Here is a 17,091-nt window from a genome sequence, read left to right as displayed (position 1 = left end):
TTATTTTGGTTATTAACATAGTCTCGTAATATCAGTAGGAATTTTATTTTCTAATGTTGACATTATACCTGGTAGGGTATATTATAGGTTGTGTCAGTTTCAATCTTAATGAAAGATAAGTCGATTCTGATGACAACAAAAGTATGTATAACGAATCAGTTGGGAAGAGGCTTGACATCCTAGCTACTTTTGACTAGTATATATACCCGTACAGGTAAAGGTAATAGGTATTTAAATTGGAATAATTGGAGTTTTTACTCATTATTTTATTAAAAAACAGGAGGATTAACATATGACTGAGAAGAAAAAAACAACAATTGTCTTATTTAGTGGAGATTATGATAAAGCAATGGCGGCTTATATTATAGCTAATGGGGCAGCAGCTTATGATCACGAGGTAACGATATTTCATACTTTTTGGGGATTAAATGCTTTAAGAAAAGATGAAAATATGGCAGTAAAGAAAAGCTTCATAGAAAAAATGTTTGGAAAAATGATGCCTAGAGGCGCAGATAAAATGGGTCTCTCAAAAATGCAGTTCGCCGGTTTTGGTCCTAAGATGATTAAAAATGTAATGAAAAAGCATAATGCTATGAGTCTACCAAGTTTAATTGAAATGGCTCAAGAACAAGATATCAAACTAGTAGCGTGTACAATGACGATGGATCTATTGGGTCTACAAAAAGAAGAACTACTGAATGACATTGACTATGCTGGTGTTGCTGCATATTTAGGTGATGCTGAAGATGGCAATGTTAACTTATTCATTTAAATGACAAGTGGGGATATTCCCCCTTTCTATTTGAATTAGGAGGAAAAATGAATGGACTATATAAATTATATTATTATTGCACTATTAATCCTTTTCGTAGTTAAGCGATTCGTCCCAACAAAGGGTGTTAGAAATATATCAACAACTGATTTAAAGAATGAACTAAAAGACAAGAGCAAGCAATTTGTTGATGTTAGGACGCCTGCAGAGTTTAAAGGAAATAAGATTAGGGAATTTAAAAATATTCCACTACATCAGCTTTCTCAAAAAGCTGAGAAAGAACTTTCAAAGGATAAAGAAGTTGTTTTGATTTGCCAGAGCGGAATGAGAAGTCAAAAGGCAAGTAAAACATTAAAAAAACTAGGATTTACAAATGTGACCAACGTAAAAGGCGGCATGAGCGCCTGGAGATAAAAGGAGAAGATTATGAATGGAACGATTAACAGCGAAAGAAGTACAAAATCTGTTGAAAAAGGAAGAGAACTTGAACATTATTGACGTTCGAGAAGTAGATGAGATTGAGACTGGAAAAATTCCTAGTGCCATTCATATTCCTCTTGGTTTGTTGGAATTTCGTATGCACGAACTAGATAAATCAAAAGAATATATTATGGTTTGCCGTTCCGGGGGTAGAAGTGGTCGTGCTTCACAGTTTCTTGAAAGTCAAGGTTTCAATGTTATTAATATGACAGGTGGAATGCTTGATTGGGAAGGCGAAATGAAATAATTTTCAATATATAATATACCCGTAGAGGTAATTAGGAGGATTTTAAAATGAATGCATTAAAGACTAATGTTGTATTAGATGCGAAAGGATTAGCCTGTCCAATGCCAATTGTAAAGACAAAAAAGGCAATGAAAGAGTTAGAATCAGGTCAAGTAATCGAAGTGCAAGCAACAGATAAGGGGTCAAAGGCTGATCTTCAAGCATGGGCAAAAAGTTCTGGTCACCAGTATTTAGGTACACTTGAAGAAGGAGAAGTTCTAAAGCATTATTTAAGAAAATCATCTAATGAAGAAACTATTGAAAAAAATCATCCTAATGTATCAAACAATGAAGAATTTGAAAAGAAGTTAGTAGCAAATGAAAACATTGTAGTACTTGATGTAAGAGAAGCTGCAGAATTTGCATTCGATCATATTCCAAATGCAATCTCTATTCCTCTTGGAGACCTTGATGAACGGTCTTCTGAATTAAACAAAGAAGACGAAATTTTTGTCGTATGCAGAACAGGAAGCCGTAGTGATCTTGCAGCCCAAAAGTTAACAGAAAAAGGTTTTTCTAAAGTGATAAATGTCGTTCCGGGCATGAGTCAGTGGTCTGGTATAACAACTAGTATCGAGAGTTAAGGGGGCTTATATTATGAATTCAATAACTATTTATACAACGACACAGTGTCCGTATTGTGTTATGTTGAAAAATTTCTTATCGGAAAAGAATATTCCTTTTAAAGAACTGAATGTAGAAAAAGATCCAATAATGATGCAAAAAGTCGTTAATACTACAGGACAAATGGGTGTGCCGCAAACAGAAGTCAATGGTCATTGGATTTTGGGTTTTGACCCAAATAAGATTATGGAAGTATTGAATAATTAGGTCTTACTAGTATAATTTAAGAATATTTTTTTGGAATAATTAATACCGTAGGGGGTAAAATTAATGACTGTAAATGCAATGTCAGTTAAAGAAGTAACAAAAAAGATAGTTAACAAAGATGAACTATTTATCTTAGATGTTCGTAACGAAGATGATTTTAAGGACTGGAAAATTGAAGGTGAAAATTTTGAGCATTTCAACATTCCTTACTTCGAACTACTTGATGGTGTGGAGGGAATTATGGATGAAATCCCTGCTAATAAAGAACTATTAGTAGTATGTGCCAAAGAGGGGTCATCGGTTATGGTAGCTGAAATGCTTTCTGAAGAAGGATTAACTGCTTCTTACCTTCCAGGTGGTATGAAAGCATGGAGTGAACACTTAGAACCGGTTAAAGTAGGAAACGTAAACGACGGCGGAGAAATCTACCAATTTGTTCGTATCGGAAAAGGATGTTTATCTTATATGGTTGTCTCAAATGGTGAAGCTGCCCTGATTGATGCAACACGTATGACAGATATTTATCTTGAGTTTGCAGAAAGTATTGGTGCGAAAATTACCCATGTATTTGACACGCACCTTCACGCGGATCACATATCAGGAGGAAGAAAGATTGTTGAGGAAACAAATGCAACATACTGGTTACCTCCAAAAGATGCAACAGAAGTAACGTTTGACTATGCGCCATTAGAAGGTGGAAATGTAGTAACAATTGGTAACACAGCAATTGATATTCATGCATTATATTCTCCAGGTCACACAATTGGTTCAACATCGTTCGTAGTTGATGGGCAATTCTTACTGTCAGGAGATATACTCTTCATTGATTCAATTGGAAGACCAGATCTTGCTGGAATGGCAGAAGATTGGGTAGGGGACCTTAGAGAAAGCTTATACTCACGTTATAGAGAGTTATCTGAGGAGTTAGTAGTTCTTCCAGCTCACTTTATGATTATTGATGAATTAAACGATGATGGTAGTGTATCTGAAAAACTAGGAACGCTATTTGCTAAAAATCACGGATTAACTATTGAAGATGAAAATGAATTCAGAAAATTAGTGACGGAAAATTTACCGCCGCAACCAAATGCGTATCAAGAAATTCGTGAAACAAATATGGGGAAAGTAAATCCTGAAGAAGAAAAACAAAGAGAAATGGAAATTGGACCAAACCGTTGTGCGGTACGCTAATTTCAGAAAACTAAGGAGGTAATTGAAAATGGAAATAACAAAAGTATTAGATGCAAAGGGTCTCGCATGTCCAATGCCGATTGTAAAAACAAAAAAAGCTATTAATGAATTAGAAGTAGGTCAAATTTTAGAAGTTCATGCGACAGATAAGGGTGCTAAGAGTGATTTAGCTGCATGGACGAAATCTGGTGGTCATGAATTAGTGAAAGATACAGAAGAGAATGAAGTCTTAAAGTTTTGGATTAAGAAAGGTTAAAAATTAAGGGAACCATTAAAGGTTCCCTTTTCTTAGTAATTAATTGACCAAAGCATGCCAATAAAAGTCAGTTGAACTGAGATTTTATTTCGCATTCGGTTAGGCATTACTATTTTCTATAATGAGGAGGGAAGGAAATGGATTTTGGATTTATTATAACAATTTTCTTAATTGGATTCGTTGGGTCTTATATTTCAGGTATGTTAGGTATTGGTGGTTCAATTATTAAATATCCAATGCTTTTATATATTCCTCCATTATTTGGTTTAGCAACATTTACTGCTCACGAAGTTGCTGGTATTAGTGCTGTTCAGGTTCTTTTTGCAACGATTGGTGGTGTATGGGCTTACCGAAAAGGTGGGTATTTAAATAAATCATTAATTGGTTACATGGGAATAAGTATTTTGATTGGTAGTTTTGTTGGTGGATATGGTTCAAAATTAATGTCGGAGGAAGGCATTAATCTTATTTATGGAATATTAGCGATCATTGCTGCTGTCATGATGTTCATCCCTAAAAAGGGAATTGATGACATTCCTTTTGATCAAGTGAAATTCAATAAGTGGCTTGCTGCAGGACTAGCATTAATTGTCGGTGTCGGGGCAGGTATTGTTGGAGCAGCAGGTGCATTTTTGCTAGTACCAATTATGTTAGTGGTATTAAAAATTCCAACCAGAATGACGATTGCGTCATCGCTCGCAATTACCTTCATTTCATCAATAGGTGCGACAATAGGAAAAGTTAGTACAGGACAAGTAGAATATTTTCCTGCAGCCATAATGATTGTTGCTAGTATCATTGCGTCTCCTCTTGGAGCAATTGCTGGAAAAAAAGTGAATACGAAAGCACTACAAATTATTCTAGCTGTCTTAATTGCTGGAACAGCGATTAAGATATGGTTGGATATTTTATAAATTGAAAGCTTAAACTACGATTAGGTGAGTTTTATCATCACTGATTTGATTTATCGGAGACAAGTTTTAACGAAGGGGAGGATTTATAATGGTGAAAATTACTGAATCTGCGCTAACACATGTCACAAAAGAAGTTCAAGGTCTAATAGATGACGGAAAAAAACCAATGATTCGCTTATCGATGGCTATTGGTTGAGGGGGTCCACAGCTCCGTCTGGCTCTGGAAGAGTCAGCTTTAGAAAATGATGAAATAACAGAACAAAATGGCATCCAATTCTTGGTTAGTGAAAGAGACGCCGTTTATTTTAACAATACTAAAATCGATTATACAAAGACATTGTTTGAAGGCGGAGAATTTAGAGTGCTTCGGGTTTAAAAGATAGTGAATGTTTTACCTTTATTTTTTCAGAACCTTGGATGCCGTTTGCAATTGAAAAAACAAACAAAAGAAGAGATGCTCTTCTTTTGTTATACCTACGATAAAATTAAAGAAAACTATATCTTTGGTTAATTTTAAATTTAAAAACTCATGGCAAAAATGAGCGGACTTTTCAGCTTGAATACGAGCTGGGAATTCCAGTATCTATATAATAAATAGTCAAGCATATTAAGTGCCACTCGATATTTAACGATTGCATTGGTTTATGATGTTTATTTGTTGTTATAATTGACATTATACCTATAAGGGTATAATGTCAATTATAAGTATTGATCGTCGAAGTGACATTGTCATCTTAGTTATAGTATCTTTAATACTATCAGTTTTAGACTCCTATCTTTTATCATCTCGGTGTCTAAATCTATATTTGGAATCAGTAGTATCCACACTATGGAGGGAAAAATATGAAGGAAATAACAGCAAAAGAATTAGCTGAAAAATTAAAAATGAATAAAAATCTTAGTATCATCGATGTGCGAGAAGATGATGAAGTAGCGCTTGGGAAAATTCCGGGAGCAAAACATATACCGTTAGGAGAAATACCTGAACGTCTAAATGAAATTGATAAAAACAAACATCATTACATGGTTTGTCGTTCTGGTGGGCGAAGTGGAAATGCTTGTGCCTTCTTAAGTAATCAAGGCTATGATGTATCGAATATGCAGGGCGGTATGCTGGACTGGGAAGATAAAGTAGAGAAATACGAGGATAAATAAGGTGGAGGGAATAAAAATTCTTTTAGTTTTTCTATTGTTTTAATCAACCGAAAATTGGATACAGAATAGAAAAGGAGATGAAGATATTATGTTTCATTATACAGTCGAAACAAATAAAACGATGGAAGAAGCGATTCACTCTTTAGAGGGAAGCTTAAAGGAAGAAAAGTTCGGTGTTTTGTGGCAATTCGATATCAAGGATAAACTACAAGAAAAGGGACTAGATTTTAACCAAAACTATATGGTTCTTGAGGTTTGTAACCCCCATGAAGCGCAGCGTGTACTATCTAAAAATTTGATGGTCGGTTATTTCTTACCTTGCAAAATTGTTGTTTATGAAGATGCAGGGAAGACGAAGATTGGTATGCCGAAACCAACTGCCTTGATTCAAATGGTCAATGACGAATCGATTAAGGAGTTAGCAGCAGACATTGAAGAGAGATTAATTACCTGTATTGACAAAAGCATTTAATAAATTAATCGTTGTTAAAGAACGGTAAAGGTGAATCGCAAGCCCTTTATCGTTCTATTTTATATTCATGAAATTTTTATATTTCTTTTTTATAATATAATTGACATAAGAAGGAGGCGTAACTATGCCACCAGCTTGGTTAATTGGACCTCTAGTTATAAAGAGTTCCCTAGTTATCCTGATTGGTAGCTTATTAGCGGGACTTCTTTTCTTTCGAATCATAAGTCCATACTCAAAATCAGAAACCAAACAGCGTATAGATGAAGTTGGAACCATACTTATTACGTTTGTAATTACTTTGTGGATTGGTAAGATTATAATGAATTTTTCCATATTCATTAGTGATCCAATTGCAATACTAGCTTATCCTAGTGACTCTAAGTCATTTTATATTGCTGTATTTTTAACAGTATTATATGGAAAATATAAATTTATACGAGTATCAAAACATTTAATTCCACTACTTTTCTCGTGGATGGTAGTGTTTTTAACTGCTTCATTTGTATATGAATTTATCCAAATGATTTGGGGAACAAATGTACATACTTTAGGATACTTAGGCTTACTTGTCACTTTAATAATGGTCACTATACTATTACCAGAAAGGATAGCCTTAGAAAACATTACGTTAATAATACTGATTGGTTGGTGCCTCGGCCAATGGATTTTATCCTTTTTCACTAATACAACAGTGTTTCAATTTTCCTTAAATCCAATCTTTTATTTAATCATCTTTATAGGAAGTTTAGTGCTTTTTTATTTCTATAAGAAATTATCCATGAAAGGATAAGAATTTTAATCTATTTAAATAGATTAAAATTCTTATCAACTTTTATGAAATAACCCGTTCCAGAAGAAATTGATGATGTGTTCTGCTGTTTCCTCAATTGACGGAAAAATCGCCTCATTATCTGCGTTTCGATAATTACCTACCTTTAATAACGATACATATGTTTGTGTTGCGAATTTGGGATTTATCTCACTGATTTCTCCAATTGCTATCGCGTCTATGAAAGATTTTTCAATTGCGTTATACATATTTTCCTCTGCTTCTTGCATTTGTTTAACCTGCTCTGTTGATAAAGTGCTTTTTGTTTCTCGCATAAAACCATCCAAATCAATGTCTACAGTTGCTTTTAAGTGTGCTTTAGTTACGTTGAAAAGCCGAGTGCGTAATGGAATTTCTTCTAGTAACATAACTTGCATTTGTTCACGAATCCGATACATTATTTGAACCATGGTTTCTGTAAATAATTCTGCTTTACTATTATAATAGTAATAAACAGTTGCCTTTGTAACATTGCATTTTCTTGCAATATCATCTACAGATACTTCTTGATAGCCATTAGCTAAAAAAAGATGGGAAGCTGCTTGGAGAATTGTTTTACTGGTTGGTTGTTTTTGTTCACTGGAAGGAGGTCTACCTAGTAAACGTTTTTTTTTTGCTTTCACACTTGTTCGCTCCTTGTTTATCATTGGAATTAGTATAGCACAAAAAATATAATTGTTGATAATTAACTTACCAGTATATATAATTAGTTAATGATAAGAATGTTATGTATTTTATCGACTAAATATATAGGGAAATAAAGTATTTTGAGAAGGAGATATTTATTGATGAGTAAGTTGTTAGATAAATTAGGAGAAATAGTTGCAAGTTCGAAAAGCCGCTTTGTTACTATAGCTTTCTGGATTGTAATTGTTGCGCTATTATCTTTTGTATGGCCCCAGGTAAATGAAGAAGAGACTAGTACGAATAATTTGTTACCTGAGGATGCCATGTCAGTCGAGGCAACTAAGATTGCAGATGAACAGTTTCCAAATGATGCGGGTATTCCGTTATTAATAGCTTGGCATCGACAGGGTGGATTAAATGAGGGTGATTTTACTGCTATTCAATCTCTTTACAAGGATTTGAATGCTGAACCTCTTAATAACCAGACAATGGCTCCAGATTTTGCGAACATTCCGGTTGAAGGACTGATGCAAGCAGCCTCAAGTGATGGCGAAGCAATCGTAACACCGGTGTTTTTTGAAGAAGCTACTAAGGCCGGTGATTTGCAACTAGCCTTGGATGCTTTGAATGAAAATATAACTGAATTAACGGAAATGGATCCTTTCAATGGAGATATTACTGAAGAAGGATTGCACGTTCGGTTTACCGGCCCAGTAGGCATTTCAACAGATGCCGTTGAATTGTTTAGTCAAGCTGATTTAACGTTGCTAATTGCAACTGTACTGCTTGTACTTGTGTTACTAATTGTTTTATATCGATCGCCAATTTTAGCTGTGGTACCTCTGATTGGGGTTGGATTTGCCTATGGATTAATCAGTCCATTACTTGGGTTTATGGCAAGAGAAGGATGGATTGTTGTTGATGCACAAGCAATTTCAATTATGACCGTTCTCTTGTTTGGTGCTGGAACCGATTATTGCTTGTTCCTTATTTCAAGATATCGTGACGAATTAAAACTAGAGGTGAACAAGTATAAAGCACTTCATCTGGCTATCGCAAATTCGGGCGGCGCCATTATGATGAGTGCAATGACAACGGTAATCGGTTTATTAACGTTATCCCTTGCTCAATATGCATCTTATGACCGTTTCGCTATCCCGTTTAGTTTAGGAATATTTATGATGGCGATTGCCGTTATGACACTATTACCAGCAATACTAGCGTTACTTGGTAGAACCGCATTTTTCCCGTTTATACCACGAACAGAAAAAATGACTCAAGAATTGGAGAAAAAGAAAGGGAAACCTGTCCGCCGTCCAAAATCGAAAAGTCGGTTTAGTATTGCGGCTGGTCGTTTGGTGACCGAAAAACCTTGGCAAATTATTATTATATGTCTTCTATTCTTAGGAGGGCTTGCTGCTCTTTTCCCGAGAATTGAATATACTTATGGAGTCCTAGATTCATTTCCAGAAGATATGCCGTCCCGGGAAGGCTATTCAATCATTTCTGATCATTATCCTCCTGGCGAAATAGCACCGTTACAGTTGATTGTTGATACAGCTGGTGCGGATGTTGACTTTGAGGAAATGCTTAGTTCGTATTCTATTGTTGAAAGTGTTAGCGACCAAAGAGTTGGTGAAGTTGATCCTAATGTTGTCGAGTATCAGGTAACCCTTGCAGTCGACCCTTACTCAAAAGAAGCTATTGAACAGGTTCCGGAAATTAAGGCATCTGCAGCAGAAACGCTTGAACAAGTGGTTATTGATAATGCAAGTGAGCAAGTCTGGATAGGTGGAGAAACGGCTACGTTGTATGATACAGAAGAAATCACACGTCGTGACCAAAATATAATTATGCCTGTTGTCCTTGTCATCATTGCAACCTTGCTCATGCTTTATTTACGTTCAATTGTTGCGATGACTTACCTTCTCTTAACTGTTGTACTTTCCTTTTTGTCGGCACTCGGACTAGGATGGCTGATTATCCATTACGTTATGGGCGCCTCCGCTATGCAGGGTCTAATACCGCTTTATGCGTTTGTGTTTTTAGTTGCCCTTGGGGGAGATTACAATATATTCATGATTTCGAGAATATGGAAAAATCGTAGTTACATGCCGTTGAAAAAAGCAATCTCAGAAGGTGTTGGAGAAACGAGTAGTGTTATTACATCGGCTGGATTGATTTTGGCAGGAACGTTCTCTGTGTTAGCGGTTATGCCTATTCAAGTACTCGTCCAATTTGGTATTGTAACAGCGATTGGAGTATTGTTAGATGCGTTTATTGTAAGACCTTTACTTGTTCCTGCGATAACAGCAGTACTTGGAAAATATGCCTTTTGGCCAGGAAAGCTTTGGAAAAAGGAAGATGTTGATAAGCAGCGTGGCTAGCATATAACTTTGTAGTTATAGTGTTTAAGCAGAGTTCTGTTTAAAGTAGTGGATACGCTTAGAGTTATTGATTGGAACAAAATAGCAACCTTCCAGAACTAAAAGTCGCAATTCTATGTTGTTTAAATAGGATTGCGGCTCTTTTTTTAAAAGCATTTTTCTACGATCTGTACCCTGAAAATCCTCCATCTCCATATTCCAAGTGAAAATTATTCGTTTATTAGAACAAGCTAAGCGTAGCATTTAAATATACGGAAACCTAAAATATCCTTATAAATATTTAATAGTTGCTCATGCTCTTCAAGAACTTCAATTAGTTGTTCATCAATAGTTTCAGAAAGTGAAAAATCGGCAGCGTTTTGCACATTGGTTTCATCGAACTGTTGGCCGAAATTTTCTATAGTTATCTGTTTAAAACCTGCTCTTTCAAATAAGTGATACCATTTTGCTTCATTGAATAATTGAGAGACGCCATAAAAGTTAATTATTGGTTTTACTTCTTGTTCAGAAAGTGGCTTTTCAAGTACCATTTCAATAGCAATTAGTGTTCCGTTTCGTTTAAGTACTCTTTTGAATTCAGGAATAGTTAAAGATGGATTTGTAAATGAGGTTACTGATTCTGAAAGTATAATATCAAATATTTCATCATTAAAAGGTAAACTTTCAACACTTGCTTGGATGAAATTGCTTGGTAAATTTAGTGATGTAAATCTTTTTTTTGCTTTGTTTAGCATCATTTTGTTAAAGTCTATTGAAGTAACATGACACCGGTACTTTTCGGCGAGGAATGCAGAGGTTTGGCCTGTTCCACATCCAGCGTCAAGAATGGACATATTTTCGTCGATATTTTCCTGTGCTAACAGATGTTTTGTAAGCTGTAACCCCCCAGGATGTGCACCACCAACCCCGAATAACGACAAACAATCAAGATATGTGTATTCCAAATTACGTCCCGCCCTCTTGTATATGAATTACATTATTTTATGATTTTAGATAAAATTGTTGACTGTAAACTGTTTAGAATATTGATTAGGTAACGTTTAGCTTGTATCGTTCATATGGTGAATAGACCAAGATATGCAGCTAGGAGTGTTCTTATGAGCGTTGTTAGAACAGATAAATGGTTACTCGATTTTTATGATAAGCCTATTGAAATCTGTGAAAAACTAAAAGTATATTTTGATGATGTTCAAGCTGCTGAAATTTATGATTTTTTAATTCTACATGGAATGTATCTTCCATTAGAGAATGGATACGAGCAGGTAAAAGAGTTAAAGAAAAATAAAGTATGGCAAATTGTAGCGGATGAAAAAAAGCGACTTCAAAAATTATGGGAAGGACCGACTATCCCTATCTTTATTTTCCCATCAGACGTAAGTAATCAAAAAATAGTCAGAGATTATAACGGAAAAGCAGGTTTAGCCTTTAGAGATAAACTATTTTTGTTTGTCTCGGAGGGTAACGAAGAAATGGAAATAAGATCATTGTTTACCCATGAATACAACCATGTTTGTCGATTGACTAAATTTAATAAAAAGGAAAAGGATTACAAGTTGTTGGACACAGTTATTTTGGAAGGTCTAGCAGAGAATGCCGTCCGTGAAAGATATAGTGAAGAATCTGTGGCTAGTTGGACATTATATTACTCAAATGAAAAGCTTAAGAGAATTTGGGATAATCTAGTGTATCCAAACAGAAATATGTTAAAAACAGACATTCGACATCAAGACATTTTATTTGGTTTACGCTATTACCCCAAAATGATTGGTTATTGTGTAGGGTATTATTTAGTTAAGGAATATATGGACGCGAATGAATTATCAAGCAAGGAGTTATTGGATGTTCCGACGGACGAAATTGCTCAAATAAAGAAAACACCAGATTAAGTTAATAACCTGGTACACTAAAATAGATATCTATACTATGTACACGTAATAAAGTGAAAAAATGAACAAAACATTGATTTTTTTGTGCCAACTAATAATTAACATTCAGGGGGTAAATACCCCAACTGAATGTTAGTTTGAACTTGAAATTTTGATAGGAAAACTATATAAATTACCAAAAAAATAATGGAAGTAAAGCCAATGTAGCAATCGATCCTAATGCAACGCCAAAGCCAAAACCACCATAACCATAACCATAACGAGGACCGAACGCACCGTAACTAAACCCACCTAAGTCTCTAGTTCGGTCAAGTGGTTGCAAATAAACTCTGCCGTGATCTACATGTTGAATGACCCCTCTGTGAGTTCTGCCATCATGAGTTGTGATGTGCACAGCCCTACCTCTGTATTTTTGGCATAGTCCATGATAATGTTCAACAGACATTTTGTCTCACCCCCATAGCTCTGTATCGTTATATCACTAGTTTATGTATCGACATTAACAAGCGTAAGGGACAGGTGTATCAGGTGATTAGTGGAAATCTAAAACTATCGAGATTGAATTAACTTAGAGGTTATAATGATGGGGATGAGAGGAATGGCATGTTGATTAGGGTCCAACATACAAATCATTGTACCTAAGTATAATCTCATTTGGACGCATGCTGTTGGATTCTCTTAGCGCGATTTTTAACTTAAGTTATCTCTATTAAGTAATAGCCTCGCCCCTGAGCGAGGCTATTACTTAAACAACTTTCTCATCATTTTGCCTGTTGCTTTGCCGGCTGTTCGCCTTCCGATTCGTTTCCCAACACGACCTTTTCGAACTGAGTCAACGTCGTTCCAAATACGTAGTACCTTATAAATTTTAGACTTAAGACCCATCTTGTTTCACCTCTTTTTTAATGACACCGTCAACTTTTCCCTCATTCTCATCCAATGAAGGCTTACTGTTATTATAACAAAAGATGTTACTTAATAATTGATACATCTAAGATTTCCGTAAAATCCAGATAGTCTATTCCGTCTTCTGTTTGAATTTCTAATCTGTGCTGTACAGAGCGTTTAATAACTCCTTCAATCACCTTAATTCGATGATTTTTGTAATACTGGATATCAACCACAAATAAGTATTCAATAGCTTCTTCTATTGTTCGAGCCATTTCCTCATAATGATCTTCACTTAAGATAGGTTTAGCTATATTTTTTTGAGATTCCCAATAATTATTTAGCATCTCAATGTGTTCAGGCATCATGAAAGGGGTCCATTTAATGTTCCCGCGGTCATTAACTTTAGTCATGCTATCACCTCACTATTGGAACATATGTTCGATATGGTTAGTATAAGCTAATTGTTCTGTTCTTACAAGTCAAATTTTTTATTTTTTTACTAAAGATAAATAGTTGAAAAACGAATAAACCTGTATAATGTATAAGGAAACTATTCAATTGATGGCTTTTTAGTTGAATAACATATATCATTTGAGGGGTAGAGAAAAATAGTGTAGAAAGAAATTACTCATGTATATCATGCTGTTAATTAAACGTATTGAATAAGTTGAGTATTATTACGAGTTTTCAAAAGGAAGGTAGTTATGTCAAACCAAAATATTACAACAATAAATTTAGATGGTAAGGAAATTATTCTTATCGGAACTGCTCACGTATCCAGACAAAGTGCGGAACAAGTAAAGGAAGTTATTGAATCAGAAAAACCAGATTCTGTTTGCATAGAATTGGATGAACAAAGATACCAATCTATTATTTCTGGAAGTAAGTGGCAAGAAATGGATGTTTTTAAGGTTATTAAAGAAAAGAAAGCTACCTTACTTTTAATGAATCTTGTCATATCTTCTTTCCAGAAACGAATGGCAAAGCAGTTTGGGATTAATCCCGGACAAGAAATGATTCAAGGAATCGATTCAGCAAAAGAAATAGATGCTAACCTAGTGCTAGCTGACAGAAATATTCAAATAACCTTTTCTCGTATATGGCATGGCGTTGGACTATGGGGGAAAACAAAGCTGCTTATGCAAATAGTAGCAAGTATTTTTAGTAACGAAACGATTTCAGAAGAAGAAATGGAAAAAATGAAAACTCAAGACATGCTTGATACCATGTTAGATGAACTTACAGTAAACTTCCCAAGACTTAAGACGCCATTAATTGATGAGCGAGATCAGTATTTGTCCCAGAAAATCAAGAATGCTCCAGGTAATAAGGTTGTTGCTGTTCTAGGAGCTGCACATATTCCTGGTATTAAAAAAGAAATTACAAAGGAACATGACTTAGAACGATTATCTCAACTACCAGCTAAATCAAAACTGCCTAAAATAATTGCTTGGGCTATTCCGCTACTCATTATTTCGGTTATTGCATATACCTTCTATGCAAATCCTTCTGCGGGAATACAGCAAACATTAAGTTGGGTATTATGGAACGGATCTTTTTCCGCTATTGCAACGGCGATTGCATTAGGGCATCCTCTTGCTATTGTGACAGCATTTATTGCTGCACCAATAACCTCCTTAAACCCATTGATTGCAGCAGGATGGTTTGCAGGGATTGTTCAAGCGTTAGTACGTAAACCAAGTGTAGCAGACTTTGAAACACTCTCTGAGGACGTATATAATCTAAAAGGTTTTTGGGGTAATAAGGTAACACGAATTTTACTCATTGTTGTTTTAGCAAATCTAGGAAGTGTGGTAGGAACCATGATTGGTGGAGCAGATGTAATCCGTTTGTTCTTAGAAAACGTATAGGGTTATTAGTAATCACTAGTTAGACACTATCCTGTATATGGATAGTGTCTATTTTTAAAATACAATAAATATATATTGTTGAAGGAGATAGGTTGATAGAGGTGAATATCTAAAAAAATAGCAATAGTTTTAAATGATAGGTGGTGTGTATATGAATAAAAAAAGGCTCGCTTTTTTCGCATTCTTAGTATTACTTTTAATTTCTCTAGCCAAAGTCTATTTTGATACAAACTATTTTAAAGTTAATGAAGTTGAGTTTAATAGTAACAAAATACAAGAGGGTTCTGAAATTACAATTATGCAAATTAGTGATTTGCATAATAAAACCTTTGTAAATAATAATGAAAAACTGATTAGTACTGTAAAAGAATTAGATGCCAACATTATCGTATTAACCGGGGACATGATTGATAGGAAAACGGAAGAATTAGAAGACACGTTTGACTTAATTGAGACGATTACTTCAATAAATAAGCACGTTTATTTTGTTTCTGGCAATCACGAGTGGGAAAATGCTCAAACTGAAGCGTTTTTTAACGGACTTAGGGACCGGGGTGTTACAATATTGGACAATAAAAACACTCAAATAACTGAAGAGAGTGTAACACTTAATTTAGTTGGTGTTGCCGATTCATCAACAAATCATGAAGATATTAACAAAGCATTTGCAAACATAAATGATGATTGGTACACAGTACTGCTATCTCATTCACCAGATATTATTAAAAAATATAATAATGAATCAGCTGATTTAGTTTTATGCGGGCATACGCATGGAGGACAAGTGAGATTTCCCGTTATTGGTGCGCTAGTTGCTCCTGGTCAAGGTATTTTCCCTGAATTAGAAAAAGGAATATACCAGATTGAACAAAACAGGTATCTTTATATAGATAGTGGTCTTGGGACCAGTGTGCTCCCAATTCGTTTTCTGAATCAAAGTCAGTTGAGCTTAATTACGATTACTAAATCATAGCATATGTGCAATATCTGAGGCGACTGTAGAATAAATGTAAATCATCTTTAATAAATAACTTCCTTCAGGTATTTCCGGTAAATGTGTTTTAAATTGAATTAGTTCATTCCAATTGATACGAACGTCTCCAGTTAAAGATTTACTTAACTCTACTGTGACCTTTTATGAAAGTTGAACCATTGGAAGTAGGAAAATCTTATAGAGTAAAGAAGGTGTTTTATCGAGGTCATGGCTGATTTTATAATTAGTCTTTTTTAAAAGTAAATTTGATTATTTCTAATATGCCAAATGAAAGTATTATTATATAATGCACATTGCACTTTTTATATTTATTTAATAGCTATATTGGTTATCCTAGTATTGGGTGATAACTATGAAGGCGACTGAATTAGAAAGAAAAAGATTCGATAAGTCATTAGATGAAATAATAGATCTCTTCAATAATATTGAAAATGATGATCCAATTATTGCATTTAACGAGGAAGTTATTAAAAACATTGAGCGTGCAAAGAAAAAGTACGGCGATGAAACGGTTAATCAAAAGATAAATACTGTAGTGCATGAGATGCTTTCTTGGCTTGATCTTAAAGATGTTGAATTGGATGATGATGAAATAGAAGGTAATAGTGATTAGTTTGTATTTCAAGGTAAGGTCATGATGGGTTGACGAGTTAGAGGGAATACAATGTAATATCTTGTTTTAGTAGTGGATTTATTCATTGAAGAACGTGTTCCTTCTATATAAATGTTTTAAATTTAGTTAAGATGCAAAATTATTGCAATGGTTCTGCTGTTGTAGTGTCTTGTGTCAATTTATGAACTACTATCCTTGCAATAAAGGTTAATTGAATAATAAATGTAAAAAGTCTTGTGTAAGTTTACTAATCATGTTATATTAAATATCGCTTCACCAATTCGACGCATTTCGACAAAAAAGTTGTTGACTTGGTTTGCGGAATATGTTATATTAATTGAGTCGCCAATTTGAATGGCACAGAAACACAAAAACACAAAAAAACAATTTTAAAAAGTTGTTGACTTTATCAAAAAAAGTTGATATACTAATTAAGCTGTCGTAAAGAGACATCGACATTTTGATCCTTGAAAACTGAACGAAACAACCAGTATGTTAAGTAAGAAATTAAGCTAGTTTTTTGAACGAGCAATCAAGCTCATAAACTTTATGGAGAGTTTGATCTTGGCTCAGGACGAACGCTGGCGGCGTGCCTAATACATGCAAGTCGAGCGCAGGAAGCAAGCGATCACCCTT

The 17,091-nt window shown here is 34.7% G+C and carries 21 protein-coding genes and 1 rRNA gene; 17 read left to right on the top strand and 5 right to left on the bottom strand.

Translation table 11 applies throughout. The features are described from left to right. Nucleotides 1–292 precede the first annotated feature (292 nt). The 11 genes from LD272_RS15870 to LD272_RS15820 all read left to right on the top strand — a co-directional run bounded on the left by LD272_RS15870 (nucleotide 293) and on the right by LD272_RS15820 (nucleotide 7,147). Nucleotides 293–772, top strand: coding sequence for a DsrE/DsrF/DrsH-like family protein (locus tag LD272_RS15870; protein WP_226037607.1), 480 nt, complete (start codon nucleotides 293–295; stop codon nucleotides 770–772). A 51-nt stretch (nucleotides 773–823) separates the two neighbouring features. Continuing rightward, nucleotides 824–1,186: a rhodanese-like domain-containing protein gene (locus LD272_RS15865; RefSeq protein ID WP_226037606.1), complete on the top strand. Its 363-nt coding sequence runs from the start codon at nucleotides 824–826 to the stop codon at nucleotides 1,184–1,186. 16 nt (nucleotides 1,187–1,202) lie between these two features. Next, a complete protein-coding gene (locus LD272_RS15860) occupies nucleotides 1,203–1,499 on the top strand; it encodes a rhodanese-like domain-containing protein (protein WP_226037605.1) in 297 nt (98 codons plus the stop codon). 47 nt (nucleotides 1,500–1,546) lie between these two features. Beyond that, complete coding sequence (locus LD272_RS15855) at nucleotides 1,547–2,122, top strand: sulfurtransferase TusA family protein (protein WP_226037604.1); 576 nt, start codon at nucleotides 1,547–1,549, stop codon at nucleotides 2,120–2,122. Between the two features lie 13 nt (nucleotides 2,123–2,135). Beyond that, nucleotides 2,136–2,369: a glutaredoxin family protein gene (locus LD272_RS15850; protein ID WP_226037603.1), complete on the top strand. Its 234-nt coding sequence runs from the start codon at nucleotides 2,136–2,138 to the stop codon at nucleotides 2,367–2,369. Between the two features lie 63 nt (nucleotides 2,370–2,432). Further along, on the top strand, nucleotides 2,433–3,560 hold the full coding sequence (locus LD272_RS15845; protein WP_226037602.1) for an MBL fold metallo-hydrolase: 1,128 nt from the start codon (nucleotides 2,433–2,435) through the stop codon (nucleotides 3,558–3,560). Nucleotides 3,561–3,588: 28 nt separating this feature from the next. After that, nucleotides 3,589–3,816 (top strand): sulfurtransferase TusA family protein, encoded by a 228-nt coding sequence (locus LD272_RS15840; RefSeq protein ID WP_226037601.1) that lies wholly within the window; start codon nucleotides 3,589–3,591, stop codon nucleotides 3,814–3,816. A gap of 137 nt (nucleotides 3,817–3,953) precedes the next feature. Next, nucleotides 3,954–4,730, top strand: coding sequence for a sulfite exporter TauE/SafE family protein (locus LD272_RS15835; protein WP_226037600.1), 777 nt, complete (start codon nucleotides 3,954–3,956; stop codon nucleotides 4,728–4,730). A gap of 843 nt (nucleotides 4,731–5,573) precedes the next feature. Then, nucleotides 5,574–5,885, top strand: a complete 312-nt coding sequence (locus LD272_RS15830; RefSeq protein ID WP_226037599.1) for a rhodanese-like domain-containing protein — start codon at nucleotides 5,574–5,576, stop codon at nucleotides 5,883–5,885. 88 nt (nucleotides 5,886–5,973) lie between these two features. After that, nucleotides 5,974–6,357, top strand: coding sequence for a DUF302 domain-containing protein (locus tag LD272_RS15825; protein ID WP_226037598.1), 384 nt, complete (start codon nucleotides 5,974–5,976; stop codon nucleotides 6,355–6,357). Nucleotides 6,358–6,481: 124 nt separating this feature from the next. After that, nucleotides 6,482–7,147: a hypothetical protein gene (locus LD272_RS15820; protein WP_226037597.1), complete on the top strand. Its 666-nt coding sequence runs from the start codon at nucleotides 6,482–6,484 to the stop codon at nucleotides 7,145–7,147. A 35-nt stretch (nucleotides 7,148–7,182) separates the two neighbouring features. On the opposite strand, the gene LD272_RS15815 is transcribed toward LD272_RS15820, so the two are convergent. Then, complete coding sequence (locus LD272_RS15815; protein WP_226037596.1) at nucleotides 7,183–7,809, bottom strand: TetR/AcrR family transcriptional regulator; 627 nt, start codon at nucleotides 7,807–7,809, stop codon at nucleotides 7,183–7,185. Nucleotides 7,810–7,971: 162 nt separating this feature from the next. Between LD272_RS15815 and LD272_RS15810 the strand changes: the two genes are divergently transcribed. Beyond that, a complete protein-coding gene (locus LD272_RS15810; RefSeq protein ID WP_439647405.1) occupies nucleotides 7,972–10,200 on the top strand; it encodes an MMPL family transporter in 2,229 nt (742 codons plus the stop codon). A 230-nt stretch (nucleotides 10,201–10,430) separates the two neighbouring features. Here the strand turns inward: LD272_RS15810 and LD272_RS15805 are convergent, their stop codons facing one another. Next, a complete protein-coding gene (locus LD272_RS15805) occupies nucleotides 10,431–11,144 on the bottom strand; it encodes a class I SAM-dependent methyltransferase (RefSeq protein ID WP_226037594.1) in 714 nt (237 codons plus the stop codon). A 153-nt stretch (nucleotides 11,145–11,297) separates the two neighbouring features. Here LD272_RS15805 and LD272_RS15800 point away from each other — a divergent pair, with 153 nt between their 5' ends. After that, nucleotides 11,298–12,086, top strand: a complete 789-nt coding sequence (locus LD272_RS15800) for a DUF2268 domain-containing putative Zn-dependent protease (RefSeq protein WP_226037593.1) — start codon at nucleotides 11,298–11,300, stop codon at nucleotides 12,084–12,086. Between the two features lie 172 nt (nucleotides 12,087–12,258). Here LD272_RS15800 and LD272_RS15795 read toward each other — a convergent pair whose 3' ends face one another. From LD272_RS15795 to LD272_RS15785, 3 genes are all read right to left on the bottom strand, one after another. Continuing rightward, nucleotides 12,259–12,531, bottom strand: a complete 273-nt coding sequence (locus tag LD272_RS15795; RefSeq protein WP_226037592.1) for a hypothetical protein — start codon at nucleotides 12,529–12,531, stop codon at nucleotides 12,259–12,261. 296 nt (nucleotides 12,532–12,827) lie between these two features. Then, nucleotides 12,828–12,971: a hypothetical protein gene (locus LD272_RS15790; RefSeq protein WP_226037591.1), complete on the bottom strand. Its 144-nt coding sequence runs from the start codon at nucleotides 12,969–12,971 to the stop codon at nucleotides 12,828–12,830. Nucleotides 12,972–13,057: 86 nt separating this feature from the next. Continuing rightward, on the bottom strand, nucleotides 13,058–13,387 hold the full coding sequence (locus tag LD272_RS15785; protein WP_226037590.1) for a YolD-like family protein: 330 nt from the start codon (nucleotides 13,385–13,387) through the stop codon (nucleotides 13,058–13,060). Between the two features lie 294 nt (nucleotides 13,388–13,681). Between LD272_RS15785 and LD272_RS15780 the strand changes: the two genes are divergently transcribed. From LD272_RS15780 to LD272_RS15765, 4 genes are all read left to right on the top strand, one after another. Beyond that, the gene (locus tag LD272_RS15780) at nucleotides 13,682–14,848 is read left to right on the top strand and encodes a TraB/GumN family protein (RefSeq protein WP_226037589.1); all 1,167 of its coding nucleotides are present in this window, start codon (nucleotides 13,682–13,684) and stop codon (nucleotides 14,846–14,848) included. A 151-nt stretch (nucleotides 14,849–14,999) separates the two neighbouring features. Then, complete coding sequence (locus tag LD272_RS15775; RefSeq protein ID WP_226037588.1) at nucleotides 15,000–15,821, top strand: metallophosphoesterase; 822 nt, start codon at nucleotides 15,000–15,002, stop codon at nucleotides 15,819–15,821. A gap of 373 nt (nucleotides 15,822–16,194) precedes the next feature. Then, the gene (locus LD272_RS15770) at nucleotides 16,195–16,455 is read left to right on the top strand and encodes an atypical membrane-integrating protein (Mistic protein) (RefSeq protein WP_226037587.1); all 261 of its coding nucleotides are present in this window, start codon (nucleotides 16,195–16,197) and stop codon (nucleotides 16,453–16,455) included. A 546-nt stretch (nucleotides 16,456–17,001) separates the two neighbouring features. After that, a 16S ribosomal RNA gene (locus tag LD272_RS15765) occupies nucleotides 17,002–17,091 on the top strand; the annotation flags it as partial.

The organism is Aquibacillus saliphilus, from assembly GCF_020404745.1.
GTDB lineage: Bacteria > Bacillota > Bacilli > Bacillales > Amphibacillaceae > Aquibacillus > Aquibacillus saliphilus.
This window is presented reverse-complemented; position numbering and strand designations above follow the sequence as displayed.

What these genes read in the sequence shown, in the direction of transcription:
- LD272_RS15870 (WP_226037607.1), top strand. Translation starts at nt 293, where the DNA reads ATGACTGAGAAGAAAAAAACAACAATTGTCTTATTTAGTGGAGATTAT.
- LD272_RS15865 (WP_226037606.1), top strand. Translation starts at nt 824, where the DNA reads ATGGACTATATAAATTATATTATTATTGCACTATTAATCCTTTTCGTA.
- LD272_RS15860 (WP_226037605.1), top strand. Translation starts at nt 1,203, where the DNA reads ATGGAACGATTAACAGCGAAAGAAGTACAAAATCTGTTGAAAAAGGAA.
- LD272_RS15855 (WP_226037604.1), top strand. Translation starts at nt 1,547, where the DNA reads ATGAATGCATTAAAGACTAATGTTGTATTAGATGCGAAAGGATTAGCC.
- LD272_RS15850 (WP_226037603.1), top strand. Translation starts at nt 2,136, where the DNA reads ATGAATTCAATAACTATTTATACAACGACACAGTGTCCGTATTGTGTT.
- LD272_RS15845 (WP_226037602.1), top strand. Translation starts at nt 2,433, where the DNA reads ATGACTGTAAATGCAATGTCAGTTAAAGAAGTAACAAAAAAGATAGTT.
- LD272_RS15840 (WP_226037601.1), top strand. Translation starts at nt 3,589, where the DNA reads ATGGAAATAACAAAAGTATTAGATGCAAAGGGTCTCGCATGTCCAATG.
- LD272_RS15835 (WP_226037600.1), top strand. Translation starts at nt 3,954, where the DNA reads ATGGATTTTGGATTTATTATAACAATTTTCTTAATTGGATTCGTTGGG.
- LD272_RS15830 (WP_226037599.1), top strand. Translation starts at nt 5,574, where the DNA reads ATGAAGGAAATAACAGCAAAAGAATTAGCTGAAAAATTAAAAATGAAT.
- LD272_RS15825 (WP_226037598.1), top strand. Translation starts at nt 5,974, where the DNA reads ATGTTTCATTATACAGTCGAAACAAATAAAACGATGGAAGAAGCGATT.
- LD272_RS15820 (WP_226037597.1), top strand. Translation starts at nt 6,482, where the DNA reads ATGCCACCAGCTTGGTTAATTGGACCTCTAGTTATAAAGAGTTCCCTA.
- LD272_RS15800 (WP_226037593.1), top strand. Translation starts at nt 11,298, where the DNA reads ATGAGCGTTGTTAGAACAGATAAATGGTTACTCGATTTTTATGATAAG.
- LD272_RS15795 (WP_226037592.1), bottom strand. Translation starts at nt 12,531, where the DNA reads ATGTCTGTTGAACATTATCATGGACTATGCCAAAAATACAGAGGTAGG.
- LD272_RS15790 (WP_226037591.1), bottom strand. Translation starts at nt 12,971, where the DNA reads ATGGGTCTTAAGTCTAAAATTTATAAGGTACTACGTATTTGGAACGAC.
- LD272_RS15785 (WP_226037590.1), bottom strand. Translation starts at nt 13,387, where the DNA reads ATGACTAAAGTTAATGACCGCGGGAACATTAAATGGACCCCTTTCATG.
- LD272_RS15780 (WP_226037589.1), top strand. Translation starts at nt 13,682, where the DNA reads ATGTCAAACCAAAATATTACAACAATAAATTTAGATGGTAAGGAAATT.
- LD272_RS15775 (WP_226037588.1), top strand. Translation starts at nt 15,000, where the DNA reads ATGAATAAAAAAAGGCTCGCTTTTTTCGCATTCTTAGTATTACTTTTA.
- LD272_RS15770 (WP_226037587.1), top strand. Translation starts at nt 16,195, where the DNA reads ATGAAGGCGACTGAATTAGAAAGAAAAAGATTCGATAAGTCATTAGAT.